General features: G+C 70.5%; 20 protein-coding genes and 1 pseudogene. 12 read left to right on the top strand and 9 right to left on the bottom strand.

Features of this window, described 5'->3' with window-relative positions; genetic code table 11:
* Positions 1 to 29: 29 nt before the first annotated feature.
* The gene (locus tag G3I56_RS14145) at positions 30 to 1,487 is read left to right on the top strand and encodes a penicillin-binding transpeptidase domain-containing protein (protein ID WP_164409307.1); all 1,458 of its coding nucleotides are present in this window, start codon (positions 30 to 32) and stop codon (positions 1,485 to 1,487) included.
* 46 nt (positions 1,488 to 1,533) lie between these two features.
* Positions 1,534 to 2,121, top strand: a complete 588-nt coding sequence (locus tag G3I56_RS14140) for a DUF3291 domain-containing protein (protein WP_164409306.1) — start codon at positions 1,534 to 1,536, stop codon at positions 2,119 to 2,121.
* On the opposite strand, the gene G3I56_RS14135 is transcribed toward G3I56_RS14140, so the two are convergent.
* On the bottom strand, positions 2,102 to 2,962 hold the full coding sequence (locus tag G3I56_RS14135; protein WP_164409305.1) for a hypothetical protein: 861 nt from the start codon (positions 2,960 to 2,962) through the stop codon (positions 2,102 to 2,104). The two genes, G3I56_RS14140 and G3I56_RS14135, sit on opposite strands and share 20 nt — an antisense overlap.
* Positions 2,963 to 3,115: 153 nt before the next feature.
* Between G3I56_RS14135 and G3I56_RS14130 the strand changes: the two genes are divergently transcribed.
* The 4 genes from G3I56_RS14130 to G3I56_RS14115 all read left to right on the top strand — a co-directional run bounded on the left by G3I56_RS14130 (position 3,116) and on the right by G3I56_RS14115 (position 6,821).
* Positions 3,116 to 4,045 (top strand): diiron oxygenase, encoded by a 930-nt coding sequence (locus tag G3I56_RS14130; RefSeq protein ID WP_164409304.1) that lies wholly within the window; start codon positions 3,116 to 3,118, stop codon positions 4,043 to 4,045.
* A 189-nt stretch (positions 4,046 to 4,234) separates the two neighbouring features.
* Positions 4,235 to 4,888: a TetR/AcrR family transcriptional regulator gene (locus G3I56_RS14125; protein WP_164409303.1), complete on the top strand. Its 654-nt coding sequence runs from the start codon at positions 4,235 to 4,237 to the stop codon at positions 4,886 to 4,888.
* Positions 4,889 to 4,892: 4 nt separating this feature from the next.
* Positions 4,893 to 5,219 (top strand): hypothetical protein, encoded by a 327-nt coding sequence (locus tag G3I56_RS14120; protein ID WP_164409302.1) that lies wholly within the window; start codon positions 4,893 to 4,895, stop codon positions 5,217 to 5,219.
* 378 nt (positions 5,220 to 5,597) lie between these two features.
* Positions 5,598 to 6,821 (top strand): NlpC/P60 family protein, encoded by a 1,224-nt coding sequence (locus G3I56_RS14115; RefSeq protein ID WP_164409301.1) that lies wholly within the window; start codon positions 5,598 to 5,600, stop codon positions 6,819 to 6,821.
* On the opposite strand, the gene G3I56_RS14110 is transcribed toward G3I56_RS14115, so the two are convergent.
* Genes G3I56_RS14110 through G3I56_RS14090 form a run of 5 tightly spaced genes read right to left on the bottom strand, consistent with a single transcriptional unit; the run spans position 6,794 to position 12,525 of the window.
* Positions 6,794 to 8,047 carry a styrene monooxygenase/indole monooxygenase family protein gene (locus tag G3I56_RS14110; RefSeq protein WP_164409300.1) on the bottom strand — a complete coding sequence of 418 codons (1,254 nt, stop codon included), beginning with the start codon at positions 8,045 to 8,047 and terminating at the stop codon, positions 6,794 to 6,796. The genes G3I56_RS14115 and G3I56_RS14110 overlap by 28 nt on opposite strands.
* 48 nt (positions 8,048 to 8,095) lie before the next feature.
* The gene (locus tag G3I56_RS14105; protein WP_164409299.1) at positions 8,096 to 8,761 is read right to left on the bottom strand and encodes an ATP/GTP-binding protein; all 666 of its coding nucleotides are present in this window, start codon (positions 8,759 to 8,761) and stop codon (positions 8,096 to 8,098) included.
* Positions 8,742 to 9,149, bottom strand: a complete 408-nt coding sequence (locus G3I56_RS14100) for a DUF742 domain-containing protein (protein ID WP_164409298.1) — start codon at positions 9,147 to 9,149, stop codon at positions 8,742 to 8,744. The genes G3I56_RS14105 and G3I56_RS14100 overlap by 20 nt, the downstream gene beginning before the upstream one ends.
* Positions 9,146 to 9,700 (bottom strand): roadblock/LC7 domain-containing protein, encoded by a 555-nt coding sequence (locus G3I56_RS14095; RefSeq protein ID WP_164409297.1) that lies wholly within the window; start codon positions 9,698 to 9,700, stop codon positions 9,146 to 9,148. Before G3I56_RS14095 ends, G3I56_RS14100 begins: the two co-directional genes overlap by 4 nt.
* A complete protein-coding gene (locus G3I56_RS14090) occupies positions 9,697 to 12,525 on the bottom strand; it encodes a nitrate- and nitrite sensing domain-containing protein (protein ID WP_203689829.1) in 2,829 nt (942 codons plus the stop codon). Before G3I56_RS14090 ends, G3I56_RS14095 begins: the two co-directional genes overlap by 4 nt.
* A 440-nt stretch (positions 12,526 to 12,965) precedes the next feature.
* Between G3I56_RS14090 and G3I56_RS14085 the strand changes: the two genes are divergently transcribed.
* On the top strand, positions 12,966 to 13,757 hold the full coding sequence (locus G3I56_RS14085; protein ID WP_164409295.1) for a protein phosphatase 2C domain-containing protein: 792 nt from the start codon (positions 12,966 to 12,968) through the stop codon (positions 13,755 to 13,757).
* A 34-nt stretch (positions 13,758 to 13,791) separates the two neighbouring features.
* Here G3I56_RS14085 and G3I56_RS14080 read toward each other — a convergent pair whose 3' ends face one another.
* Together G3I56_RS14080 and lon are read right to left on the bottom strand one after the other, a co-directional pair.
* A complete protein-coding gene (locus G3I56_RS14080) occupies positions 13,792 to 14,295 on the bottom strand; it encodes a MarR family transcriptional regulator (RefSeq protein ID WP_164409294.1) in 504 nt (167 codons plus the stop codon).
* A 199-nt stretch (positions 14,296 to 14,494) separates the two neighbouring features.
* Positions 14,495 to 16,918 carry an endopeptidase La gene (gene lon / locus G3I56_RS14075; protein WP_164409293.1) on the bottom strand — a complete coding sequence of 808 codons (2,424 nt, stop codon included), beginning with the start codon at positions 16,916 to 16,918 and terminating at the stop codon, positions 14,495 to 14,497.
* A gap of 186 nt (positions 16,919 to 17,104) precedes the next feature.
* On the opposite strand from lon, the gene G3I56_RS14070 reads away from it, so the two are divergent.
* Positions 17,105 to 17,764 carry a GNAT family N-acetyltransferase gene (locus G3I56_RS14070; protein ID WP_164409292.1) on the top strand — a complete coding sequence of 220 codons (660 nt, stop codon included), beginning with the start codon at positions 17,105 to 17,107 and terminating at the stop codon, positions 17,762 to 17,764.
* On the opposite strand, the gene G3I56_RS14065 is transcribed toward G3I56_RS14070, so the two are convergent.
* Positions 17,761 to 18,543 (bottom strand): rhomboid-like protein, encoded by a 783-nt coding sequence (locus G3I56_RS14065; RefSeq protein WP_164409291.1) that lies wholly within the window; start codon positions 18,541 to 18,543, stop codon positions 17,761 to 17,763. The two genes, G3I56_RS14070 and G3I56_RS14065, sit on opposite strands and share 4 nt — an antisense overlap.
* A 162-nt stretch (positions 18,544 to 18,705) precedes the next feature.
* Here G3I56_RS14065 and G3I56_RS14060 point away from each other — a divergent pair.
* From G3I56_RS14060 to G3I56_RS14045, 4 genes and pseudogenes are all read left to right on the top strand, one after another.
* Positions 18,706 to 19,131, top strand: a pseudogene (locus G3I56_RS14060) (spermidine synthase); the annotation flags it as partial.
* A gap of 145 nt (positions 19,132 to 19,276) precedes the next feature.
* Complete coding sequence (locus tag G3I56_RS14055) at positions 19,277 to 20,014, top strand: response regulator transcription factor (RefSeq protein WP_164409290.1); 738 nt, start codon at positions 19,277 to 19,279, stop codon at positions 20,012 to 20,014.
* On the top strand, positions 20,011 to 21,120 hold the full coding sequence (locus G3I56_RS14050; protein WP_164409289.1) for a HAMP domain-containing sensor histidine kinase: 1,110 nt from the start codon (positions 20,011 to 20,013) through the stop codon (positions 21,118 to 21,120). Before G3I56_RS14055 ends, G3I56_RS14050 begins: the two co-directional genes overlap by 4 nt.
* Positions 21,121 to 21,423: 303 nt before the next feature.
* Positions 21,424 to 25,221: a multifunctional oxoglutarate decarboxylase/oxoglutarate dehydrogenase thiamine pyrophosphate-binding subunit/dihydrolipoyllysine-residue succinyltransferase subunit gene (locus G3I56_RS14045; protein ID WP_164409288.1), complete on the top strand. Its 3,798-nt coding sequence runs from the start codon at positions 21,424 to 21,426 to the stop codon at positions 25,219 to 25,221.
* Positions 25,222 to 25,235 lie beyond the last annotated feature (14 nt).

Here is a 25,235-nt window from a genome sequence, read left to right as displayed (position 1 = left end):
AACCTGAACGGGCAAGAAAACCAAGGCAGATGACGCGCTGCATCAAGCACGCCGCCCTCTTCTGCGCCCTGTTGCTCCTCGCTCTCCTCGTCAACATCACCCGCGTCCAGGTCGTCCAGGCCCAGCGCTACGACGACAACACGGCCAACCGCCGCCAGGTGATCGCCCGTTACGGCCAGCCGCGCGGCGCCATCCTGGTCGGTGACCGGCCGGTCACCGGGTCCACGGACACCGGGGAGCAGCTCCGCTACGAACGGACGTACAAGAACGGCCCGTTGTACGCCCCGGTCACCGGCTTCGCCTCCCAGGTGTACGGCACGACGTTCCTGGAGCACGCGGAGGACGGCATCCTCTCGGGCACCGATCCGCTGCTCTCCCCGTTCCCGCTGTGGAACGACGTGACGCGTGCGCAGAACCCGGGCGGCAAGGTGGTGACCACCATCGACCCGGCCGCCCAGCAGGCCGCCTACGAGGGGCTCGGCGGGCGCAAGGGTGCGGTGGCGGCCGTGGAGCCGTCGACCGGGCGCGTCCTCGCGCTGGTCTCCGCCCCGTCGTACGACCCGGCAGTGCTGTCCGGCAACGGGCGCGCCGTGGAGAGGAGTTGGCGGCGGCTGAACGGTGATCCGGACAAGCCGATGCTCAACCGGGCGGTGCGGCAGACATATCCGCCGGGTTCGACGTTCAAGGTGGTCACTGCGGCGGCGGCGCTCGACGCGGGGGCGGTCACCGACCTGGACGAGCCGACCCGCTCCCCCGACCCGTACCGCCTCCCCGGTACGTCCACGGCGCTCACGAACGAGGGCGACGGGTGTGCGGACGCCTCGTTGCGGGCCGCGTTCACCTGGTCGTGCAACACGGTCTTCGCCAAGCTGGGCGTGGACGTGGGCGTCGCCGACCTGGCGGCCACGGCGGACGGGTTCGGCTTCAACGACGCGGGGCTGCGCATCCCCTTCTCGGTCGCGCGGAGCACCTTCGACCGCCACGTCGACAAGGCGCAGTTGGCGCTGTCCGCGATCGGCCAGTACAACACGCGGGCCACGCCGTTGCAGATGGCGATGGTCGCGGCGGCGGTCGCGGGCGGCGGCCAGGTGCCCTCCCCCTACCTGGTGGAGCGGACAACCACCGCGCGCGGCACGACAGTTACGGCCTCGGGTGTACGGAGCCGGCTCCGGGCGATGAGTCCGTCGACCGCCGTACGGATGCGTGAGCTGATGCTGGACGTCGTGGAGCGGGGCACCGGCACGAACGCGGCGATCCCCGGCGCCACCGTCGGCGGCAAGACCGGCACCGCCCAGCACGGCATCGGCAACTCCGGTACGCCGTACGCCTGGTTCATCTCCTGGGCGCAGGGTGAAGGGGACGTCGAGCCGACGGTGGCCGTCGCGGTGGTGGTCGAGGACGCCTCCGCCGACCGTACGGACATCAGCGGGGGCGGGACGGCGGCGCCGATCGCGCGGGCGGTGATGGAGGCGGTGCTCGACAGGTGAGAAAAGGGGGGTGCGGGGGTCGGACCCCCGACCTAGCGTGCGGCCCATGACGTCATCATCTGCCGAATCTTCCGAGTCTTCCGAGGCCGTGTACGAACTCGCCCAGATCAACATCGGCCGCCTCAAAGCCCTTTTGGATTCAGAGCAGTTGAAGCCGTTCACCGACGGCCTCGCCCCGGTGAACGCCGTCGCCGACGCCTCGGACGGATTCGTCTGGAGGCTGCAGGACGATACGGGCGACGCCACCGACTTCCGTGTCTTCGACGAGTGGACCCTGGTCAACATGTCGGTGTGGCGGGACACGAACGCCCTCACGGCGTTCATGTACCAGGGGCAGCACCGGGAGTTGCTGGCGCGCCGCCGGGAGTTCTTCGAGCGGCTGGAAGAGGCCGTCACGGCTCTGTGCTGGGTGCCGGCGGGACACCGGCCGACGGTGGAGGAGGCGGAGACCCGCCTCCTCCATCTGCGTGCGCACGGACCGACGGAGTACGCGTTCACCGTGCGTACCTCGTTCCCGCCGGGCCCCGCGAGCCCGCTGGCGGACCCGGTGTCGGGTGCGGCACCGGCCCTCGCACCTGGCCCGGACCCAGCAACTGACCCCGCACCGGAGTCGCTCAGCCGATCGGCTTCCTGATCTCGCCGCGGATCTTTACGGCAGTCTCGGCAGCAGCCGCCAGGTCCACCTCGGCGGGCTTCTTCGTGACCGTGTCGGCGGTGATCTCGGCGATGGATGCACCGGTGTTGCCGTCCACCCAGCCGCAGACGGGGATGGTGAGCTCCGTCCCGACCTGGGTCTGGACGAGGACCTCGCAGGTGACGGTGACGTCGGAACCGGCCGGCCTGAAGTCCTTGGGCTTGACGGCGACCTTGGCTCCGTCGCCGCCTGCCGCGCCCTCCATCATGTTGTCGCGGGCGAGGCCGGTGTTCTTGAAGCGTCCGTACATGCCGGAGATCACCAGCGTGCCCTTCGCCTGGTCGCCGCCGAGGCTGTACTGACCGACCACGGCCTTGGTGTCCCGGGCGTCCCAGGCGCCGTCGGCCTCCTCCTCGATGCCCCGGCCCTCGGAGCGGGAGAGGTCGCCGGCCAGCTCGTACTTCTCGTCGAGCACCTTCTGCGGCAGCGTCAGCTTGTACTCGGCGTCGGGAAAGCCGGCGTCGGACTTCGTCCCGATCCACACGAGCACGCCCACAACGACCACGACCAGCGCGACGACCCCACCGACGATGCCGAGGATCATCCCGAGCCGGCTCTTCTTGGGCGGCGGCGCCATCGGGGCGCCCCAGGGACCGGGGGCGGGCACGCCGTAGGGCTGCTGCTGCCCGGAGGGGAACGGGGGCGGCGGCTGCTGGCCGTACGGACCTGGCTGCTGCGGACCCTGGTACGGAGGCGGAGGCGGCTGCTGCCCGTAGGGCCCCGAAGGCGGGGGCGGGCCGAAGGGGTTGTCGGGCGGCTGGGGCGGCGGAGTCGTGGACACGCCAGCACGCTACTCCACTCGGGTGACCGCGTAAGCCGCACATAAGGCTGCGCGTAGTTCTGCGCTCAGCTCTGCACAGCTCTACGCACGGGTCTACGCGTAAGTAGCTCCCAGGGGATTGACCGACTTGCTGACAAGCGGTCTCATAAGAGTGTGACGACAGCGACGGAAGCCGAGATACTCCGCGACGCGCTCGGCGTGCTCAAGGACCGGGAGCAGGTCGCCGAACGGCTGCTCGACGCGTCCGCCAAGCACTCCTTCGACCCGGACAAGGAACTGGACTGGGACGCCCCCTTCGAGGACGGCAAGTGGTTCTGGCCGCCCGAGCTGGTCTCCCTCTACGGCACTCCGCTGTGGAAACGGATGAGCGAGGAGCAGCGCATCCAGCTCTCCCGGCACGAGGCGGCGGCGCTCGCCTCGCTCGGCATCTGGTTCGAGATCATCCTGATGCAGCTCCTCGTACGGCACATCTACGACAAGGCGGCGACGAGCGCGCACGTCCGTTACGCCCTGACGGAGATCGAGGACGAGTGCCGCCACTCGAAGATGTTCGCCCGGCTGATCAGCCGCGGCGGCACGCCGTACTACCCGGTCAGCCGGACGCACCAGAACCTGGGCCGCTTCTTCAAGACGGTTTCCACCACCCCCGGTTCCTTCACGGCGACCCTGCTCGGTGAGGAGGTCCTCGACTGGATGCAGCGCCTGACGTTCCCGGACGAGCGTGTCCAGCCGCTGATCAGGGGTGTGACGAGGATCCACGTGGTCGAGGAGGCCCGCCACGTCCGCTACGCCCGCGAGGAACTCCGCCGCCAGATGGTGACGGCCCCGAGGTGGTCCCAGGAGTACACCCGCGTCACGTCCGGCGAGTTCGCCCGGATCTTCTCGGTCGCCTTCGTCAACCCTGACGTCTACGCGAACGTCGGCCTGAACAAGGCGGAGGCGATGGCGCAGGTCCGGGCGAGCGGGCACCGGCGGGAGGTGATGCAGACAGGGGCACGGCGACTCACCGACTTCCTGGACGACATCGGGGTGTTGCGGGGGGTCGGGCGGAGGCTGTGGAAGGCATCCGGCCTGCTGGCGTAACCGTCCTGCGGTGGCTCTTCGGCGCCGGGCACGCATTCTCAGCCCGTCTGGGGGTCCCCCCTCCGGGGGAGTTTGAGGACGAGGCCCCTTCAGGGCCGAAGCGGGGGTCTGGGGGCGGCAGCCCCAGGGATGGCCCGCACCAGCACAGGGCGCCCCACCTCACCTGCGGCGCCCGATTACGCTGCCCCCATGACCCCCACTCCCGCATACCGGCGACTAGGCGTCGAGGAACGGAGACACCAACTGCTGGAAGCCGCCCTCTCCCTCTTCGCGCACCGCCCCCCGGAGGACGTCTCTCTCGACGACGTCGCGGAGGCGGCCGGAGTCTCCCGCCCCCTCGTGTACCGCTACTTCCCCGGCGGCAAGCAGCAGCTGTACGAGGGCGCGCTCCGCTCCGCCGCCGAGGAACTCGAACTCTGCTTCGACGAACCCCCCGAGGGCCCGCTCCCCCAGCGCCTGTCCCGCGCCCTGGACCGCTATCTCGCCTTCGTCGACGAGCACGACGCCGGCTTCAGCGCCCTCCTCCAGGGCGGCAGCGTCGTCGAGACGTCCCGTACGACGGCCATAGTGGACCGGGTCCGCCGTACCGCCGCCGAGCACATCCTCAGCCATCTCGGGGTCGCGGAACCGGGTCCCCGGCTGCGGATGACCGTACGGATGTGGATCACCTCGGTCGAGGCGGCCTCGCTGATCTGGCTGGACGAGGGCAAGGAGCCGCCGGTCGACGAGCTGCGGGACTGGCTCGTGGAGCAGTTCGCGGCGGCGCTCACGGTGACCGCTGGACGTGACCCGCAGACCGCGGCGGTCGTACGCGACGCGCTGGGCGCGGATACCGGAAACTGATCCCGTGAAGAGCCAAGACACCGCCTTCGAGGGCGGCCCCCTGGACGGCCGTGTGCTGCCCATCCTCCTCGGGCCGACCGGCCACCCGCCGAAGACGTACAAGGTCCCGGTACCGGACGCGGCCGGCGGCCCCCCGACCGTACTGGTCTACCGGCGCGCCCCCAAGGGCCGGCCGGGAAAGCTGGGCCTCCACCCGGGCTGGAAGTACACGTACGACCCGGAGGGCGACAAGGCCGGCGACGGCAAGCTCCGCTGGCCGTGGTCGAAACCGGCGGCCGGACCAGGGCCTGCCCGGCGGAGCGGGCCGGAGGATGGCCACGGCGCCGAATGACCGCAGACGGGCGTGCCAAGCCCCGCGTCTCCGGCACGGTCCGCCGGGCAGGCCTAGGCCCTGTCGTTAAATTCCCGTCGTCCGCCCGGAGGGCGGGCCGGGCGGCGTCAGGTGCGTGCTCTCGGCGTGCCGGGCGCAGGCCCTCGTACTGGTTGTACGTGGGTCTGTGTCCGGTGCGGCGAGAGTGCGTGCATGGCGCCGCGGGGCAGGCGGGAATTTGACGACAGGGCCTAGCCGCCACGCCGCAGGGCAAGCCGGACGACACGGACGGGTGACGGAGTTGGGCCGAACCGCGCACGCTCGGCGCGCGGACCTCGCGCCCGCGTCACAGGCTCGCGGTGCGGAGCGGAAGGGCTGCTCCACACCGGAGGTGATGACGTGTCAGGAAGGCTTCTGCGTCTGGTCTGTACGGCGGCCATGGTGGCCGGCACACTCCTCGCACCCGTCCCCGCACTGGCCGTACCGGACCCGGGCCCCTCGGCGGCCCAGTCCCCCAGTGAGCCCTCCGCGGAGGAAGAACCCTCCGTCGCCGCCCTCCTGACGGACCTTCAGCGGCTGTACCGCGAGGCCGAGCAGGCCACCGAGACCTACGACACCACCGCCGGACGGCTGAAGCGGCAGCGTGCCGAGGTGCGGCGGCTGGACGGACAGCTCGTGCACGCCCGCCTCTCCCTGCACGATCGGCGCGGCGCCCTCGGCCGGCTCGCCCGGCAGCAGTACCAGAGCAGCAGCGGCATCTCCCCGTACGTACAGCTGCTGCTGGCCCGCGATCCGCAGCATGCGCTCGAACAGGGTCATGTGATCCGGCAGTTGGCGCTGGAGCGGGCCGAGACGGTGACCCGGCTGGTCGGCGGTGAGCAGCGCACCGACGGTCTGGCGCGCGCGGCCCGTGCCGCCCTGGACGAGCAACTCACCCTCGCCGAAAAGCAGAAGCGGGACCGGGACGCCGTACGGAAGCGGCTCAGGGAGGTCGAGGAGCTGCTCGCCACTCTCAGCACCGAACAGCTCTCCGAGCTGGCCGACTTGGAGCGCGGCGAAGTCGCCGGAAAGCAGCGTGAGTTCATCACCTCCGGCGCCCTCAGCACCGACCGGACGCCGTCCGGGGAGGGCGAGCGGGCACTGCGGCAGGCCGTGGCGCAGCTCGGGAAGCCGTACGAGTGGGGTGCCGAGGGGCCGGCGTCGTTCGACTGCTCGGGGCTGACCTCGCAGGCCTGGGAGGAGGCGGGGCGGCCCATTCCCCGGACCAGCCAGGAGCAGTGGGCGCGGCTGCCGCACATCCCGCTGGCCGAGCTGCGCCCCGGTGACCTGGTCGTCTACTTCCCCGGGGCGACGCACGTGGCCCTCTATCTCGGGAGCGGGATGGTCGTGCAGGCGCCGCGTCCGGGCGCGAAGGTGAAGGTGTCGCCGATCGCGGCCAACCCGGTGCTGGGCGCCGTACGGCCGGACCCGGACGGGAAGCCCCTGCTGCGGTACACGCCGCCGAAACTCCCCGCCGACGCCACGGCGGGCTCGGACGAGGGGTACTCCCTCGCGACCGAGCCCACGCAGGCCACCGGCACCGGCACCGGCGCCGACTACGCGCCCGTGAGCGAACCCAGGTAGGCGGCCGTCTTCTCCGGCTCATAGAAGAAGTTCTCGAAGTCCGACGGGTCGTCGAAGGCGTTGGCGAAGCGGTCTGCAACCGGGGGCAACTGGCCTGCCGCGCCAAGGAGGTTGACGATGTGCTCCGGCGGCGGGCCGAGCATCGCGTTGGTCCACTTGGTGACGTGCTGGGCGGTGTCCCAGTAGCGGTCGAAGGTGGCCCGCATCCAGGTCTCGTCGAACTCCTTCTCGCCCTGTTCGAGGATCGAGGCGAGGTACGAAGCCGCGCATTTCGAAGCGGAGTTGGAGCCCTGGCCGGTGATCGGGTCGTTCGCCACGACCACGTCGGCCACCCCGAGGACCAGGCCGCCGCCGGGGAGGCGGCCGACCGGGTTACGGACGGTGGGTGCGTAGCGGCCCGCCAACGTCCCGCCCGCATCGGTGAGTTCGACCTTGGTGGCCCGCGCGTACTCCCACGGCGTGAACCGCTCCATGAGTTCCAGGGTCAGGGAGAGGTGTTCGGCCGGGTCGCGGACACCGTTGAAGACGTCGAGGGGGCCGCCGGGTATGCCCTCCCAGAACAGGATGTCGGCGCGGCCCGAGGTGGTGAACGTCGGCATGACGAAGAGTTCGCCGACGCCCGGGACCAGGTTGCAGCGGACGGCGTCCAGGTCCGGGTGCTCGGGGCGCGGGCCCAGGCCGTGCACGTAGGCGACGGCCAGCGCGCGCTGCGGCTCGCGGTAAGGGGAGCGCTCCGGGTCGCGGGCGAACATCGACACCAGCTCGCCCTTGCCCGCGGCGACCAGGACGAGGTCGTACGTACGGGAGAAGTAGTCGAGGTCGCCGACTGCCGCGCCGTGGATGACCAGTTGGCCGCCGCGCTGGGCGAACGTCTCCATCCAGCCGGCCATCTTCACCCGCTGGTCGACGGACTGGGCGTGGCCGTCGAGCTTGCCGACCCAGTCGATCGCGCGCTGGGTCGGGCCCGGGTCGTGCGAGCCGGGGGCCGCGACCGAGACGCCGAGTCCTTCGATCTTCGGGGCCTGGGACTCCCAGAAGTTCAGCTGGAGATCGCGCTCGTGCTGGAGGGCGCTGTGGAACATGCACTGCGTGGACATGACCCGCCCGGAGCGGATCTCGTCCGAGGTCCGGTTGGACATCAGGGTGACCTCGTACCCGTGCGACTGGAGTCCGAGGGCTATCTGAAGGCCGGCCTGACCGGCTCCGACGACGAGTATCTTCCGCATACGGTCTGGTCTCTCCCCTTGTCGCAGTTGCGTCGCAGTTACGTCGACTTACTCGGGACTGACGTCCAGCGCGTGGCCCACCAGGGCGAGCAGGGTCTCGATCACCGGGAGGCGGCGCCGCGCATCCATGATCATGACAGGTATGTCCTTGGGGATCGTGAGCGCCTCCCGCACATCCTCGGCTTCGAACTCGGCGCTGCCGTCGAAGTGGTTGACGGCCACGATGTACGGCAGTCCGCAGCTCTCGAAGTAGTCGAGCGCCGGGAAGCACTCCTTCAGCCGCCGGGTGTCCGCCAGGACGACCGCACCGATCGCGCCGCGCACCAGGTCGTCCCACATGAACCAGAACCGCTGCTGGCCCGGCGTACCGAAGAGGTAGAGCACCAGGTCGTCGGCGAGCGTGACGCGGCCGTAGTCCATGGCCACGGTCGTCGTGCGCTTGTCCGGGGTCGCGGTGAGGTCGTCGGTGCCCTCGCTCGCCTCGGTCATCAGCGCCTCCGTCTGGAGGGGCTCGATCTCCGAGATGGTGCCGACCATCGTGGTCTTGCCGACACCGAAACCGCCCGCGATCACGATCTTCGTGGCGATCGGCGCGCGGGTGCGGTCCTCCTGCCAGGGCCGCAACTCCTCTGTCTCGGCGGGAACTTGTCCTTCCGCCGCGAGATGGAGAAGCGGGGACACACCACGGGCGACGTCAGAGACGACGGAGTCCACTCAGCACCCTTTCCAGCAGCGCGCGGTCCGGCTGCCCCGGCCCGTGACCGGTTCCGTACACACGGATCATTCCCTGGTCCGCGAGGTCGCTGAGGAGCACGCGGACCACGCCCAGCGGCATCCTCAGCAGCGCGGCGATCTCGGCCACCGTACGCATCCGGCGGCACAGTTCGACGATGGCCCGCAGCTCCGGCATGACCCGGGTGCTGAGGGAACCATTCTCCAACTCCTTGCGCTCCTCGGCCGCTTCGATCGCGGCGACGAACGTCTCGACAAGGAGGACATGACCGAAGCGGGTCCGGCCACCGGTCAGCGAGTACGGGCGTACCCGGGCCGGTTTGCGGTCGCCGCCACGGACGGGAAGCTTCGGCGTGCCGGGCGTACTCACTTGACACCCTCCGCGGACCGGCCCGGCACGGAGCGGACGGCCATCGGACCGACCGCCGCCGGCTCGTTGTCCGCCGACTCCCGTTCGATCGACTCCCGCAGCTCACTGCGGAGTTCGGGGGTCAGGACGTGTCCCGCACGGCCCACGAAGAGCGCCATGTGGTACGCCACCACGCTCATGTCGCAGTCCGGGGAGCCGTGCACACCGAGCAGCGAGCCGTCGCTGATCGACATCACGAAGAGGGTGCCGTCCTCCATCGCGACCATGGTCTGCTTGACGCCGCCGTAGTCCATCAGCTTGGCGGCGCCGATGGTGAGGCTGCCGATGCCGGAGACGATGGTGGCGAGGTCGGCGGCGGAGCCTCTGGGGCCGGTCGGCCGGTCGGGCCGACGTTCCGCGTTCCTGTCTGGGTCGGACGAGAGCAGGAGCAGACCGTCCGAGGAGACCACCGCGACCGACGTCAGTCCCGGCACCTCCTCGACGAGATTGCTCAGCAGCCAGTGCAGGTTGCGGGCTTCACTACTCAGGCCGAAGGTACTGGGCGCGGTCAACTGCTTGCCTCCTCGACTGTTCCCCCCGTGGTTTCTTCGGCACGTGCCGGCTCTGCCGTACGCGCCGTCCGTCCCGTCTGCTCCGCGATCTCCGCCTCGACATCACGGTGTCCGTCACGCGCGCCGCGGTGGAACCCGCCGAGCCGGCGGCGCAGTGCCTCGGCGTCGACGGAACCCATCCGTGGTCTCGGCGGCGCGGCGGGCGTGGTGATCCTGGGCGTCCGCTTGGGCAGTCCCTTGTCGGTGATCGGTTCCTCCTCGACGCGCTCGTGCGTGTCGGGGCCGATGGCGTAGGGGTCCGGGGCGGTGGTCTCGCTGTCGGGAGCCGTGGGGACGGTCGGCTCGGCGGTGTCCTCGGCCGGGAGTTCCGGCACGAGCAGTTCCATGGTGATCTCGGACGCGGGGAGGGGCTCGGGCACATCCGCGTCCGCGTCCGCGTCCATATCCGCTTCGGCGTCGGCCTCCGCGTTCCGCACGGCCCGCTCCGCCAGGGCGATCATCGGGTCGGGCGCGTCGGCCGGGATCTCACCCGGCTCCTCGGCAAGGTCCTCAATCGGCTCTTCGGCCTCCGAACGCCCTTGCAGGACATTGGAGTTGACCTCGGCATCGGCCCCCGGGAAGGAGAGCGTCGAGCCGCCGGGCGTCGACGTGGCCGACGGCGGTACGGCGGCCGGGTCCGGGGCCAGCAGCGCCTTCGGCAGGACGACGACCGCCGCGACACCGCCCTGCTGCTGCTCCCGCAGTTGCACCCGCACCCCGTGCCGATGGGCGAGCCGCGCGACGACGTACAGCCCGAGCCCGAGCCCGTCGCCGCCCTCCTCCTCGGCGGCCTCGCCCGTTTCGCCTGTCCCTGACGTCCCGTACGTGTCGTGCGGGACGTCCGGATCGAAGTCGGCGAGGCGGGAGTTGAGGCGGACCAGGCGCTCGGCGGTCATGCCGATGCCCTCGTCCTGGACGGAGAGCATGACCTCGCCGCTCTCCAGGAGCCAGCCGGAGATCTCCACCGGAAGCTCGGGCGGGGTGAACGAGGTGGCGTTCTCCAGGAGTTCGGCCAGCAGATGGCTGACGTCGTCGGCGGCGAACCCGGCGAGATGCCCGTGCGGCGGCAGCGCGGCGATGCGTACCCGCTCGTACCGCTCGATCTCGCTCACGGCGGCACGGACCACGTCGACGAGCGGGACGGGACCCGCGTGCTGGTGGCCGTGTTCGGCGCCGGCGAGGACGAGGAGGTTCTCGCTGTGCCGCCGCATGACGGTGGCGAAGTGGTCGAGCTTGAAGAGGGTGGCGAGCCGGTCCGGGTCCTGCTCGCGCTCCTCCAGGCCCTCGATGACGGCGAGTTGACGCTCGACAAGGCCGAGGGTACGCAGCGCGAGGTTCACGAAGGTGCCGTGGATGCTGTCCCGGGTGCGCGCCAACTGGCCTGCCGCGTCGGCGAGTTCGGCGCGCAGTTCCTCGCGGGCGTCGGCCATCTTCTGGCGCTGGCCGACCAGGTGCTTGCGGTCGGACTCCAGGGTGGCGATGCGCTCGTGGACGGCGAGGGCGCGGCCGTGCAGGGCGTTGACGGAGCGGACGACCTGGGCGAACTCGTCGTTGCGGCCGGTGAACCTGACCGGTTCCTCGACGAGCGGGTCGGCGGCCTCGGCCAGCCGGGCGGTGCCCCGGCGGAGCACGGAGAGCGGGCGGGTGAGGCTGCGGGCCATGGCGGTGGCGATACCGACGGCGACCAGGAGGAGGGCGCCGAGGGCGGCGATCCGGATCTCCAGCTCGGTGACGTCGTCGTCGCGGAGCTTGGTGAGGGCCTTGGTGCGGCGCTCGTAGAGGGAGGACTCGACTCCGCGCATCAGTTCGAGCCGGGCGGAGACGGCCGCGTCGACGCCGCTGAGGCTGGTGGCGAGGTCCCTCGTGGACAGCGTGGCCTGGTCGGTGAGCGAGGCGAGGTACTTGTCGGCGGTGTCGACCTCGGGTCCGGTGACCGTGGAGTCGTAGCTGCCGACGGCGGCTTCGGGGGCCGTCTCGCGGAAGTCGGTGATCGCCGCGTCCGAGCGCAGCCGGGCCTGCTGGGCGGCGGCGCTGAGCGCGGCCCGCGTCCTGGCGTCGGCCGGTGAGGTGACGGTCTCCTCGGACGACAGCCCGGTGACCGGGTCGTACACGTTCTCGGTGGACGTCGGCACGCTGAGCGCGGCGAGGAGGAGGCCACGGGCGGCGGCGGCCTGCTGGACCGCGGAGTCGAGTTCGGCGAGGGCGTACGCGCCGGCGCCCGCGCGGGTCGGCTGCTTCTCGGCCAGCTGCTCGGCGAGGCGGTGCAGCCCGGCGATGGCGGCGGAGTACGCCTCGTGCGACTGGAGAGCGGTGCTCTTCCCGGTGAGCGTCTGCGTGCGCAGCGCCGCGATGTCGTCGAGGTCCGCGACGAGCGTGGCCGGGGTGTCGGGGTTGGCGCGCAGGTCACCGACCTCCCGGTCGACGCGGGCGGCGCGCTGCTCGGAGGGCGCCTTGGCCTTGGGGCGCCCGGCGGCGATGTAGACGGTGACCTCGTCGCGTTCGTCGGCGAGCGAGTGCGCGAGGGTCAGGGCGTCCTGGGTCTGCGTCGCGAGCGTCACCAGATCCTGGGAGTCGTGGAGCTGCGAGGAGGCGGCCACGACGGACGGGGCACCGGCCCCGGCGATCGCGGCGGCCACGACGGCGACGGCCACGATGAGCCGGTTGCGGACGTGGGCGGGACGACCCCGGCCCGCGGGATCGGTCGGGGCGTCACCGGTAGCGCCCCCTGCGGGAGCTGTCTGCCTGCCTGTGCGCCGAGGCCGCGTCTTCTGCACCGGTGCTCGCATTCCTGACTCGTGTGCCCATGGGCCCGGGTGGCGATCCGTCGGGACCCGAATGACGATCCGTCAACTGCATGGCCGTCCGGATGGTTCTGGCCTGTCCGCTCACCCGGTACGGTTCCGGCTCTCCGGCACGGTCCGGCTCCCGACCCTCCCATGCCGGTGGGCAGGGAGCGCGCGTCACCCGACCCGCCACTCAAAGGAGTGAACATCAAGGAGTCAACATCGGCGGGGAGTTGGCGGCAAGTTCCTCCGGCCTGTGCCCTCGCCGTCGATGGCGGGCCGGTTGGACGTGGGCGGCGGGCTTTGACATTATCCGCTGCCACGTATTCACCGAGTGGATCATTCTCGCCCAAACCAGGCGTCTGACCAGCGACTACCCGCTGTTTCAGCAATCGTTGCCAGCCTTTTGAGAAGCTTGTGAAGGGCTCGTGCAGACTGGCCGGATGCGTACTGAACTGGTCACGGAGCCCGGCGATCCGGCCCGCCCCAATGAGGACTTCGCAGCGATCGGACTTCCCGCCTCCGGGCAGGGCGGTTCACTCGTCCTCCTGGACGGGGTGACTCCCCCCACGGCCGGAACGGGTTGTCTGCATTCCGTCCCCTGGTACACGGCCCGGCTCGGCGGCGCGCTGACCGAACTGTCCGTTTCACAACGGGATATGCCCCTCACCGAGATCCTGGCGACCGCGATCTCTCGTACCGCCGAGGCCCACGCGCAATCCTGTGACCTTTCTCACCCACGCACCCCTCAGGCCACCGTGGTTCTCGCCCGCTGGTCACCGGCCGCCGTGGAGCACCTGGTCCTGTCCGACTCGGCCCTGCTGACCGAGTCCCCGGACGGCACGGTCACCGCACACCTGGACGACCGCCTGTCCCGCGTCCCCCGCTCGTCCCTGGCCACGGACGCGATCGCCGACGCGACGGTACGCAACAGGGAGGGCGGTTTCTTCACCGCGGCGGCCGATCCGGCGGTGGCGTCCCGCGCGGTGACGGGCTCACTCCCGCGCGCCGAGGTCCGCGCCCTGGCAGCCCTGACGGACGGGGCGACCCGCTGGGTGGAGCGGTTCACCGAGGGCGACTGGACGGCCTGCTTCACCGCCGTACGCAAGGAGGGCCCGGGGGCGCTGGTGAACCGCGTACGGGAGCTGGAGCGGGCCGACGCGGACGGGGGCCGCCCACGCCTGGGCCGCAGCAAGACGCACGACGACGCGACGGTGGTGTACGTGGAGCTTTGACGGCCGGGAACCACTGACCGCCGTCGCGGCGGGCCTACTTCTCCATGCCGAGGTTGAGCCGGTGCAGCAGCCGGGCCAGTTCGGCCACCTCGACGCGGTCCCAGGCGGCCAGCTCGCGCACGTACCGGGCCCGTCGCGCCTCCCGGACGGTACGGAAGCGGACGCGGCCCTCGTCCGTGAGGTGGACGAGCCAGGCGCGTCCGTCGGCCGGGTCGGGCTCGCGGGCGATGAGGCCCAGCTCCTCCAGGGCGCGCAGCTGGCGGGACATGGTGGCCTTGCCGACGCCGATGTAGGCGGCGAGCTCGGTGGCACGCTGGCGCCCGCACTCCTCCAGCCGCACCAGCAGCCCGTACGCCGACGCCTCCAGGTCGGGATGGACCTCGCGGGCCATCTCCCCGGAACTGGCCCGGGCGCGCCGCAGGAACACCGTCAACTCGCGCTCCAGGGCGAGGAATTCCCGCTCGACCCCACGCCCGGGGGTGGTGGACCCGACATGCCGCCCGCCGAGGTTCCCCTCGCCGTTCCCGTCCTCGTGCACGTCAGCACCCCTGATCCGGTTTCGCCGCTCTGAAGGTTTCCGCCAGACACGGCCGTTGCCGCAGCTCGGACAGTATTTCGCAGGCTGGGGGCGCCGGTGTCATCGAGGGTTCCCTTCAACCTCCGAACCGCGCACGGGAAGGCCCGGGCCCCTGGAATTCGCCTCCAGGACCCGGGCCCTCACCGACCGGCAGCGTCCGTCACGCCGCTGCCGGAACCCTCACCTCCGCCGGGTTCTCCACCGGGGTGAGCGCCAGTTCGAGGACCTGGCGGACGTCCGTGACTGCGTGGACGTCGAGCTTCTCCAGGACTTCGGCCGGGACGTCGTCCAGGTCGGCCTCGTTGCGCTTCGGGATGATCACGGTGGTGACGCCGGCCCGGTGCGCGGCGAGCAGCTTCTGCTTCACACCGCCGATGGGCAGCACCCGCCCGGTCAGCGAGACCTCGCCGGTCATGGCGACGTCCGTCCGGACAAGCCGTCCGCTGAGCAGGGAGGCGAGGGCGGTCGTCATGGTGACGCCCGCGCTCGGACCGTCCTTGGGCACGGCACCCGCCGGGAAGTGGATGTGCACACCCCGGTCCTTCAGGTCGCCCACGGGCAGTTCCAGTTCGGCGCCGTGCGAGCGCAGGAAGGAGAGCGCGATCTGCGCGGACTCCTTCATCACGTCGCCGAGCTGCCCGGTGAGGGTCAGGCCGGCGGCGCCGGTCTCCGGGTCGGCGAGCGACGCCTCGACGTAGAGGACGTCGCCCCCGGCCCCGGTGACCGCGAGCCCGGTCGCCACGCCCGGTACGGCAGTGCGCCGCTCGGCCGGGTCGGTGGCGGACTCGGGCACATGATGGGGCCGCCCGATGAGTCCGCGCAGATCGTCCTCGGTGACGGTGAACGGCAGCTTCCGCTCCCCGAGTTCGTGCTGTGCGGCGACCTTGCGCAGCAGCCGCGCGATGGACCGCTCCAGGTTGCGGACGCCGGCCTCCCGCGTGTACTCCCCGGCGAGCTTGCGCAACGCGCTCTCGTCGAGGGCGACTTCGGCGCCTTCCAGGCCGGCCCGCTCCAACTGCCGTGGCAGCAGGTGGTCCCGGGCGATGACGACCTTCTCGTCCTCCGTGTACCCGTCCAGCCGCACGAGCTCCATCCGGTCGAGCAACGCCTCGGGAATGGCTTCCAGGACGTTGGCGGTCGCGAGAAACACCACGTCGCTCAGGTCGAGTTCGACTTCGAGGTAGTGGTCGCGGAAGGTGTGGTTCTGCGCCGGGTCGAGGACTTCGAGCAGCGCGGCGGCCGGGTCGCCCCGGAAGTCGGAGCCGACCTTGTCGATCTCGTCGAGGAGAACGACGGGGTTCATGGACCCGGCCTCCTTGATGGCCCGCACGATGCGCCCGGGCAGCGCGCCGACATACGTACGCCGGTGACCGCGGATCTCGGCCTCGTCCCTGACCCCGCCCAGCGCCACGCGGACGAACTTCCGCCCCATGGCGTGCGCGACGGACTCACCGAGGCTGGTCTTGCCGACGCCGGGCGGCCCGACGAGTGCGAGCACGGCGCCACCACGACGCCCGCCGACAACTCCCAGCCCGCGCTCGGCGCGCCGCTTGCGCACGGCGAGGTACTCGGTGATGCGTTCCTTCACGTCCTCCAGGCCCGCGTGCTCGGCGTCGAGCACGGCCTGGGCGCCCTGGATGTCGTAGGAGTCCTCGGTCCGCTCGTTCCACGGCAGTTCGAGAACGGTGTCGAGCCAGGTCCGGATCCAGCCGCCCTCGGGCGACTGCTCGGAGGACCGCTCCAGCTTGTCGACCTCCTTGAGCGCGGCCTCACGCACGTTCTCCGGCAGGTCGGCGGCCTCGACGCGGGTCCGGTAGTCGTCGGACTCCTCGCCGTCCCGCTCGCCGTTGATCTCGCGCAGCTCCTTGCGTACGGCTTCCAGCTGCTTCCGCAGCAGGAACTCCCGCTGCTGCTTGTCGACGCCCTCCTGGACGTCCTTCGCGATGGTCTCGGCGACGTCCTGCTCGGCGAGGTGGTCGCGCAGCTGCTGGGTCGCGAGCTTCAGGCGGGCCACCGGGTCGGTGGTCTCCAGCAGCTCGATCTTCTGGTCGGTGCTGAGGAAGGGCGAGTAACCGGAGTTGTCGGCAAGTGCGGAGACATCGTCGATGGCCTGTACGCGGTCGACGACCTGCCAGGCGCCGCGCTTCCGGAGCCAGGCGGTGGCGAGAGCCTTGTATTCCTTCGCGAGTTCGGTGACATGACCGGGCACGGGATCCGGCACGGTCTCGTCGATCCGCGTCCCCTCGACCCACAGCGCGGCCCCCGGGCCGGTGGTCCCGGCGCCGATCCGCACGCGGCCCCGGGCTCGGATGAGGGCGCCCGGATCCCCGTCGGCCAGCCGGCCGACCTGCTCGACGGTGCCGAGGACACCGGTGTTCGCGTACGTCCCGTCGATGCGCGGCACCAGCAGAACCCTGGGCTTGCCGGGCTCGCTGCCCGCGGCGGCCTGGGCGGCCTCCACGGCGGCACGCACCTCGGCGTCGTTCAGGTCCAGCGGAACAACCATGCCGGGCAGCACGACCTCGTCGTCGAGCGGCAGCACGGGCAGTGTGAGCGGTGTGAACGCCGTGGACTCAGTAGCCATGATCTCCCCTTCGGCACTCAAGTTGAGCTATGCCGACTCAATGCTTGGCGACGGCCGGTTGTTCCCCATCCCGTGTTCGCCGTGAGCGATCACCTCTGCCGCGACGGCCGGACCTGCGCATACAGTCTGGACGTAACATCCATTACTGCATTTTAACCATTACTGACCATTACTCGAGGAGTTGGCGTGGACGGAACCGTGCGGGCCTGGGTCGACGGCTGGGTGGTCTCGCGCGGGGCGTCGCCGCCGCTGGTCGAGCCCTGGGGCTACACGATCGACGTGGGCACGGCCGAGCAGGTCACCCGGCACGTCCTCCACTCGGTGAACGACGACGTCGAGGAGCGGACCGTCCGGAAGGTGGCCGACGCGGTGACCGGGGCGGGCGTGTGGCTCAAGGTGTTCGAGGACCCGGCGACGGTCGCCGACTGGCTCGGCGAGGGCTGGTGGGTCGCTCCCGAGCCGGGCTGGCTGATGTCGGTCCCGCTGACCGCGTCGGAGCCGCCGGCCGTCCCCGACGGCTACCGGGTACGCGTGTGGACGCGCGGCGGCGTGACCCGCGTCCTGCTCGCGGCACCCGACGGCTCCTGGGCGGCGCGCGGCCAGCTCGCCCCGACGGGCCGAACCGCGGTCGTCGACCAGGTGGCGACCTCCCCCGCGCACCAGCGCCGGGGCCTGGGCTCCTTCGTGATGCGCACCCTCACCCAGGAGGCCGTCGCGCAGGGCGCGGAGAGAGGCGTACTGGCGGGAACTCCGGACGGACGGGCGCTGTACGAGGCGCTGGGCTGGCAGGTCGAGGCGCCGCTGACAAGCGCGAAGTTCGTCGGGACGCCGACCGGAAGGCCCTAGGCCCGCCGCCACCGCCGCACCCAGGGCCAGGTGGCGACCCCGATGGCCAGCGCCGTCACATGTCCCCAGTTGGTCATCGGGTCGGTGTAGGCGATCAGGTCCTGCACCAGCGTCCCGCCGAACACCAGCAGCAACGGCCACCCCAGCCAGGGCCTCAGCAACCCCGCCAAGGCGCCCACGCCCGCCGCGACCCCGAAACTGACCCCGTAGTCGAGCCGGTGCAGGGAACTCGCGGGCAGCCACCCCACCAGCACCGCGAGCCCCACCGGGACCTCGGTAGCGAGCGTGGCCAGCACATGACCGAGCGCGAACACCACGGCGGTACGCAGCCCGCCGATCCGCCGCTCCAGCGCGGTAAGGACAAGGAGGAGGACAACGGCGTACGGCGATGTCACGCCGCCCACGACCCACAGCGCGCTGGCGGCCAGCACGAACACGGGCGTCCGCATGAGATGGGAGACGTCGGTGCTGGAGCCCTGGTGGAGGGCGTGCACGAGGGCGGGGTCCGCGTGCTCGGCGGCGAAGGCCGTGACCAGGAGGACGGCCACGAACGTGAAGGTGAACGGGGTCGCGGTGGGAGTGGGGAGAAGGTGCCACGGGCGGAGGACCCGCCTGCCGGGCGCAGCCGCCTCAGGCGCCACGGGCCGCGCGGACAGGGTTTCCGCCGGTCCCCGCTGCCTCGGCATCCCGTCCAGCAGCCGTACGCCCTCCGCGACGGACGCGCCCGAGGGCGTCGGGGAGCCCGTCGTCACGTCACCCTTCGCATCGGTCCGGTCCACGGTGAGGCGCTCCTTCCGTTTCGCCCCACCCTTCGCCTCCACCCACGCCCTTGTCTGTGACCCGCACCACCCCTCGGCCGATTCACAGCAAGCCGACAGGCTTCGTGAAGCCCGGGCTCATCCGATCCACGCTGCGCCAAGGTGCCGCCACGCCCCATCCGACCCCGCTGGGGCGGCATCACTGTTGCCGAACGTGAACCGGCGATCATCGGACGGCATCGGAACGGGCCGCTCGCCCCGTTGTCCTCCGACGCCCTCACCGACCCGCGTACCCAGCTCGTCGCAGCCGATCTCGCGAGATACGTCAATGAGACCTCCGCCACATTTGATGCGCTGCGTCTCGACGTCGACAACGGCCCCGGCCGGCCCGTCACGGAGGACAACCGGAGCCTGTATTCGCAGGCCGGACTGGCAAGCCGCGCAAAGGTGTTGAGGCCGGACGGGGTGCTCGCGGTGTGGTCCGCGCACCCCTCCCGGAAATTCGAGGGAACTCTACGGAATGCCGGATTCCGGTCAGTACGCACCGAAGAGATCCAGGTTGCCCGGGGAGTCCCGGACGTCGTCCATCTCGCCATCAGACCTGGATAGACCCCCCACGGTGACTGCCCGTACTCTGCTCCCCTGACGCCGATCACTCATCCGATCAGTCGTGCGTCAATCGCAGTCATGCGCGGACAAGCGCAGCCAAGGAACCACCCCACTGGTTCCGGAAAGCACACTTCAGGGACGGGCGATGGAGCAGACACACACCTCCCAGAACGGCGCGACGGCGACTCCCGGCGCCCAGCGCCGGGTACTCGTGGTCGAGGACGACCCGACGATCGTCGACGCCATCGCGGCCCGTCTGCGCGCCGAGGGATTTCTCGTGCAGACCGCTGGCGACGGGCCGGCCGCCGTCGACACCGCCGAGGCCTGGCAGCCCGATCTGCTGATCCTCGACATCATGCTGCCCGGGTTCGACGGGCTGGAAGTATGCAGGCGGGTACAGGCCCAGCGGGCCGTGCCCGTCATGATGCTCACCGCGCGCGACGACGAGACCGACATGCTGGTCGGGCTCGGGGTCGGCGCCGACGACTACATGACGAAGCCCTTCTCCATGCGTGAGCTGGCCGCGCGGGTGCATGTGCTGCTGCGCAGGGTGGAGCGGGCCGCCATCGCCGCGTCGACACCGCGCTCCGGCATCCTGCGGCTCGGCGAGCTGGAGATCGACCACGCGCAGCGACGGGTGCGGGTGCGCTCCGAGGACGTGCATCTCACGCCCACCGAGTTCGACCTGCTCGTCTGTCTCGCCAACACCCCCCGCGCCGTCCTCTCCCGCGAGCAGCTGCTCGCCGAGGTGTGGGACTGGGCGGACGCCTCCGGCACCCGCACCGTCGACAGCCACATCAAGGCGCTGCGCCGGAAGATCGGCGCCGAGCGGATCCGTACGGTGCACGGGGTCGGCTACGCACTGGAGACACCGACGCCATGAACCTCGGGCGGCCGGTCGCACGGAGGAGCCCCGGGGAGCCCTGGGGCGGCGTACGCCCGTTCTCGATCAAGACCAAGCTGGGCGCACTGGTCGTCGTCTCGGTTCTGATCACCACCGGTCTGTCGATGATCGCGGTGCACACCAAGACGGAGCTCCGCTTCATCACGGTCTTCTCGATGATCGCCACTCTGCTGATCACGCAGTTCGTGGCCCATTCGCTCACCGCGCCGCTGGACGACATGAACGCGGTGGCCCGCTCCATCTCGCACGGCGACTACACGCGCCGGGTACGCGAGAACCGCTGGGACGAACTGGGCGACCTGGCCCAGACGATCAACGTCATGGCCGACGAGCTGGAGGCCCAGGACCGTCAGCGCAAGGAGCTGGTGGCGAACGTCTCGCACGAGCTGCGCACCCCCATCGCGGGGCTGCGCGCCGTGCTGGAGAACGTCGTGGACGGGGTCTCGGCCGCCGATCCGGAGACCATGCGTACGGCGCTCAAGCAGACCGAGCGCCTCGGGCGGCTGGTGGAGACCCTGCTGGACCTCTCCCGGCTCGACAACGGGGTCGTGCCGCTGCGCAAGCGCCGGTTCGAGGTCTGGCCGTACCTCTCCGGTGTGCTCAAGGAAGCCAACATGCTCGCCTCCACGCGCGCGGGCATCGCGTCGGGCTCCGGCGGTCACACCCGTAACGACGTCCATCTGCACCTCGACGTCAACCCGCCCGAACTGGTCGCGCACGCCGACCCGGAGCGCCTCCACCAGGTCGTCGCCAACCTGATCGACAACGCGGTCAAGCACAGCCCCGCGCACGGCCGGGTCACGGTGAAGGCCCGGCGCGGGACGCTGACCGAGTCGCTGGAGCTGGAGATCCTGGACGAGGGCCCCGGCATCCCGCGCTCGGAGTGGCACCGGGTCTTCGAGCGGTTCAACCGCGGCGGCGTCAGCGCGCCGCACGGCCCGGGCAGCGACGGCGGTACGGGCCTCGGGCTGGCCATCGCCCGCTGGGCGGTCGATCTGCACGGCGGCCGGATCGGTGTGGCCGAATCCGAGCGGGGTTGCCGGATTTTGGTCACTCTTCCGGGAGAGTCATCCGTACCAAGTTGACGTAAAGTTCGAAACGGAGCCGCAAGATCCACCTGGCATCCGCGCTGACGGACGCGCGTGGACACGTGTGATTGCTCACAGGCCCGCGCATTTGGTGCGCCCTGCCGACAATTTGGGCTTCCTTCACGTGTCTCTTTCGGACCGGAACCCCGCTTGTTTCCCGCCATTTCACCCCCCGAAACCCGATTCTCGATGTGACTTACACGACGATGAACGGACCCGGACTGACCTTTCGGCCACGGGGGCGTAGCCTTAATTCCCGCTGTCCATCACCTTGTGAAGCGGAAGAGGGCGGTTGCCGCCGTGTCTGCACAGTCCCCCAGTAACTCATCGAGCATCTCGACCGACGAACCCGCAGGTAACCCTGCGGCAGCGTTCGGCCCCAACGAGTGGCTCGTCGACGAGATCTATCAGCAGTACCTCCAGGACCCGAATTCGGTAGACCGAGCCTGGTGGGACTTCTTCGCCGACTACAAGCCCGGGGCGCCCGCCGCCTCGACGGCTCCGGCGGGTACTGCGGCCGCGGGGGCCGCAGAGACCACCACGACCGCCCCAGCGGCTCCTGCCGCACCCGTGGCTCCCGTGACCCCGGCCGTACCGGCGCCGGCTCCGGAGGCCACTCCCCGGCCCGCCGCGGCCGCTCCGGCCGCGAAGCCCGCCGCGGTGAAGCCCGCCGCGGCGCCCGCGCCGGTCGCCGCGAAGCCCAAGGCCGTTCCCGCAGCCCAGGCCGCGGACGGCCCGGAGTTCGTGACCCTGCGCGGCCCGTCCGCGGCCGTGGCGAAGAACATGAACGCCTCGATCGAGGTGCCCACGGCCACGTCCGTGCGCGCGGTCCCGGTGAAGCTGCTCTTCGACAACCGCATCGTCATCAACAACCACCTGAAGCGTGCCCGGGGCGGGAAGATCTCCTTCACCCACCTCATCGGCTACGCGATGGTGCAGGCCATCAAGGCCATGCCGTCGATGAACTACTCCTTCGCGGAGAAGGACGGCAAGCCGACCCTGGTCAAGCCGGCGCACGTCAACTTCGGCCTGGCCATCGACCTGGTGAAGCCCAACGGCGACCGCCAGCTCGTCGTGGCCGGCATCAAGAAGGCCGAGTCGCTGAACTTCTTCGAGTTCTGGCAGGCCTACGAGGACATCGTCCGCCGCGCCCGCGAGGGCAAGTTGACGATGGACGACTTCACCGGTGTCACGGTCTCCCTGACCAACCCCGGCGGCCTCGGCACCGTCCACTCGGTGCCGCGTCTGATGCCCGGTCAGTCGGTCATCATGGGCGTCGGTTCCATGGACTACCCGGCGGAGTTCCAGGGCACGTCCCAGGACACCCTGAACAAGCTCGGCATCTCCAAGGTCATGACGCTCACGTCGACCTACGACCACCGGGTCATCCAGGGCGCCGCCTCCGGCGAGTTCCTGCGCGTCGTCGCGAACTACCTGCTCGGCGAGGCCGGCTTCTACGACGAGATCTTCGAGGCGCTGCGCATCCCCTACGAGCCGGTGCGCTGGCTCAAGGACATCGACGCCTCGCACGACGACGACGTCACCAAGCCCGCCCGCGTCTTCGAGCTGATCCACTCCTACCGGGTCCGCGGCCACGTCATGGCCGACACCGACCCGCTGGAGTACCGCCAGCGCAAGCACCCCGACCTGGACATCACCGAACACGGGCTCACCCTCTGGGACCTGGAGCGCGAGTTCGCCGTCGGCGGCTTCTCGGGCAAGTCCCTGATGAAGCTGCGCGACATCCTCGGCGTGCTCCGCGACTCGTACTGCCGCACCACCGGCGTCGAGTTCATGCACATCCAGGACCCCAAGCAGCGCAAGTGGATCCAGGACCGCATCGAGCGCCCGCACAGCAAGCCGGAGCGCGAGGAGCAGCTGCGCATCCTGCGCCAGCTGAACGCGGCGGAGGCCTTCGAGACCTTCCTGCAGACGAAGTACGTCGGCCAGAAGCGCTTCTCGCTGGAGGGCGGCGAGTCCGTCATCCCGCTCCTGGACGCCGTGATCGACTCGGCGGCCGAGTCGCGCCTCGACGAGGTCGTCATCGGCATGGCCCACCGCGGCCGGCTGAACGTGCTCGCGAACATCGTCGGCAAGTCGTACGCCCAGATCTTCCGGGAGTTCGAGGGCAACCTCGACCCGAAGTCGATGCACGGCTCCGGCGACGTGAAGTACCACCTGGGCGCCCGGGGCGTGTTCACGGGCCTCGACGGCGAGCAGATCAACGTCTCGCTGGCCGCCAACCCGTCCCACCTGGAGACGGTCGACCCGGTCATCGAGGGTATCGCCCGCGCCAAGCAGGACATCATCAACAAGGGCGGCACGGACTTCACGGTCCTGCCGGTCGCCCTGCACGGTGACGCGGCCTTCGCGGGCCAGGGCGTGGTGGCCGAGACGCTCAACATGTCCCAGCTGCGCGGCTACCGCACCGGTGGCACGGTCCACATCGTCATCAACAACCAGGTCGGCTTCACCGCCGCCCCGGAGTCGTCGCGCTCCTCCATGTACGCGACCGACGTCGCCCGCATGATCGAGGCGCCGATCTTCCATGTGAACGGCGACGACCCCGAGGCCGTCGTCCGCGTCGCTCGCCTGGCCTTCGAGTTCCGCCAGGCGTTCAACAAGGACGTCGTCATCGACCTCATCTGCTACCGCCGCCGCGGTCACAACGAGTCCGACAACCCGGCGTTCACGCAGCCCCTGATGTACGACCTGATCGACAAGAAGCGCTCGGTGCGCAAGCTCTACACCGAGTCCCTCATCGGTCGCGGCGACATCACCCTCGAAGAGGCCGAACAGGCGCTGCAGGACTTCCAGGGCCAGTTGGAGAAGGTCTTCACGGAGGTCCGCGAGGCCATCTCCGCGCCGGCCGAGGCCCATGTCGGCGACCCCCGGGCCGAGTTCCCGGTGGCCGTGGAGACCGCGGTCTCCCAGGAGGTCATCAAGCGCATCGCCGAGTCCCAGGTCAACATCCCCGACCACGTCACCGTCCACCCGCGGCTGATCCCTCAGTTGCAGCGCCGGGCGGCGATGATCGAGGACGACACGATCGACTGGGGCATGGGCGAGACGCTCGCGATCGGCTCCCTGCTCCTGGAGGGCACCCCGGTGCGCCTCTCGGGCCAGGACTCCCGGCGCGGCACCTTCGGCCAGCGTCACGCGGTCCTGATCGACCGGGTCACCGGTGAGGACTACACCCCGCTCCAGTACCTGTCGGACGACCAGGCCCGCCTGAACGTCTACGACTCCCTGCTCTCCGAGTACGCGGTCATGGGCTTCGAGTACGGCTACTCGCTGGCCCGCCCCGACGCGCTCGTGATGTGGGAGGCGCAGTTCGGCGACTTCGTCAACGGCGCGCAGACGGTGGTGGACGAGTACATCTCGGCCGCGGAACAGAAGTGGGGCCAGACGTCCGGCGTCACCCTGCTCCTCCCCCACGGTCACGAGGGCCAGGGCCCGGACCACTCCTCGGCCCGCATCGAGCGGTTCCTCCAGCTCTGTGCCCAGAACAACATGATGGTCGCGCAGCCAACGCTGCCGTCGAACTACTTCCACCTCCTGCGGTGGCAGGTGCACAACCCGCACCACAAGCCGCTGGTGGTCTTCACCCCGAAGTCGATGCTGCGTCTCAAGGCGGCGGCGTCGAAGGCGGAGGAGTTCACGACGGGCGCGTTCCGCCCGGTCATCGGCGACGAGTCCGCCGCCCCGGCCGACGTCCGCAGGGTCGTCTTCTGCGCCGGCAAGCTGTACTACGACCTTGAGGCCGAGCGGAAGAAGCGCGGCAACACGGACACGGCGATCATCCGCATCGAGCGCCTGTACCCGCTCCCGGGTGCGGAACTCCAGGCGGAGATCGCCAAGTACCCGAACGCCGAGAAGTACCTGTGGGCGCAGGAGGAGCCGGCGAACCAGGGCGCGTGGCCCTTCATCGCCCTCAACCTGATCGACCACCTGGACCTCGCGGTCGGCGCGGACATCCCGCACGGCGAGCGTCTGCGGCGCATCTCGCGCCCGGCCGGCTCGTCCCCGGCAGTGGGTTCGGCGAAGCGTCACCAGGCGGAGCAGGAGCAGCTGCTGCGCGAGGTGTTCGAGGCGTAAGGCTCGACCGGCCT

Source organism: Streptomyces sp. SID12488 (assembly GCF_010548275.1).
GTDB lineage: Bacteria > Actinomycetota > Actinomycetes > Streptomycetales > Streptomycetaceae > Streptomyces.
This window is presented reverse-complemented; position numbering and strand designations above follow the sequence as displayed.

Excerpts from the sequence above, each read along its gene's own strand:
- G3I56_RS14140 (WP_164409306.1), top strand. The coding sequence starts at position 1,534 with ATGACGTCATCATCTGCCGAATCTTCCGAGTCTTCCGAGGCCGTGTAC.
- G3I56_RS14145 (WP_164409307.1), top strand. The coding sequence starts at position 30 with ATGACGCGCTGCATCAAGCACGCCGCCCTCTTCTGCGCCCTGTTGCTC.
- G3I56_RS14055 (WP_164409290.1), top strand. The coding sequence starts at position 19,277 with ATGGAGCAGACACACACCTCCCAGAACGGCGCGACGGCGACTCCCGGC.
- G3I56_RS14110 (WP_164409300.1), bottom strand. The coding sequence starts at position 8,047 with ATGCGGAAGATACTCGTCGTCGGAGCCGGTCAGGCCGGCCTTCAGATA.
- lon (WP_164409293.1), bottom strand. The coding sequence starts at position 16,918 with ATGGCTACTGAGTCCACGGCGTTCACACCGCTCACACTGCCCGTGCTG.
- G3I56_RS14125 (WP_164409303.1), top strand. The coding sequence starts at position 4,235 with ATGACCCCCACTCCCGCATACCGGCGACTAGGCGTCGAGGAACGGAGA.
- G3I56_RS14050 (WP_164409289.1), top strand. The coding sequence starts at position 20,011 with ATGAACCTCGGGCGGCCGGTCGCACGGAGGAGCCCCGGGGAGCCCTGG.
- G3I56_RS14085 (WP_164409295.1), top strand. The coding sequence starts at position 12,966 with ATGCGTACTGAACTGGTCACGGAGCCCGGCGATCCGGCCCGCCCCAAT.
- G3I56_RS14090 (WP_203689829.1), bottom strand. The coding sequence starts at position 12,525 with ATGCGAGCACCGGTGCAGAAGACGCGGCCTCGGCGCACAGGCAGGCAG.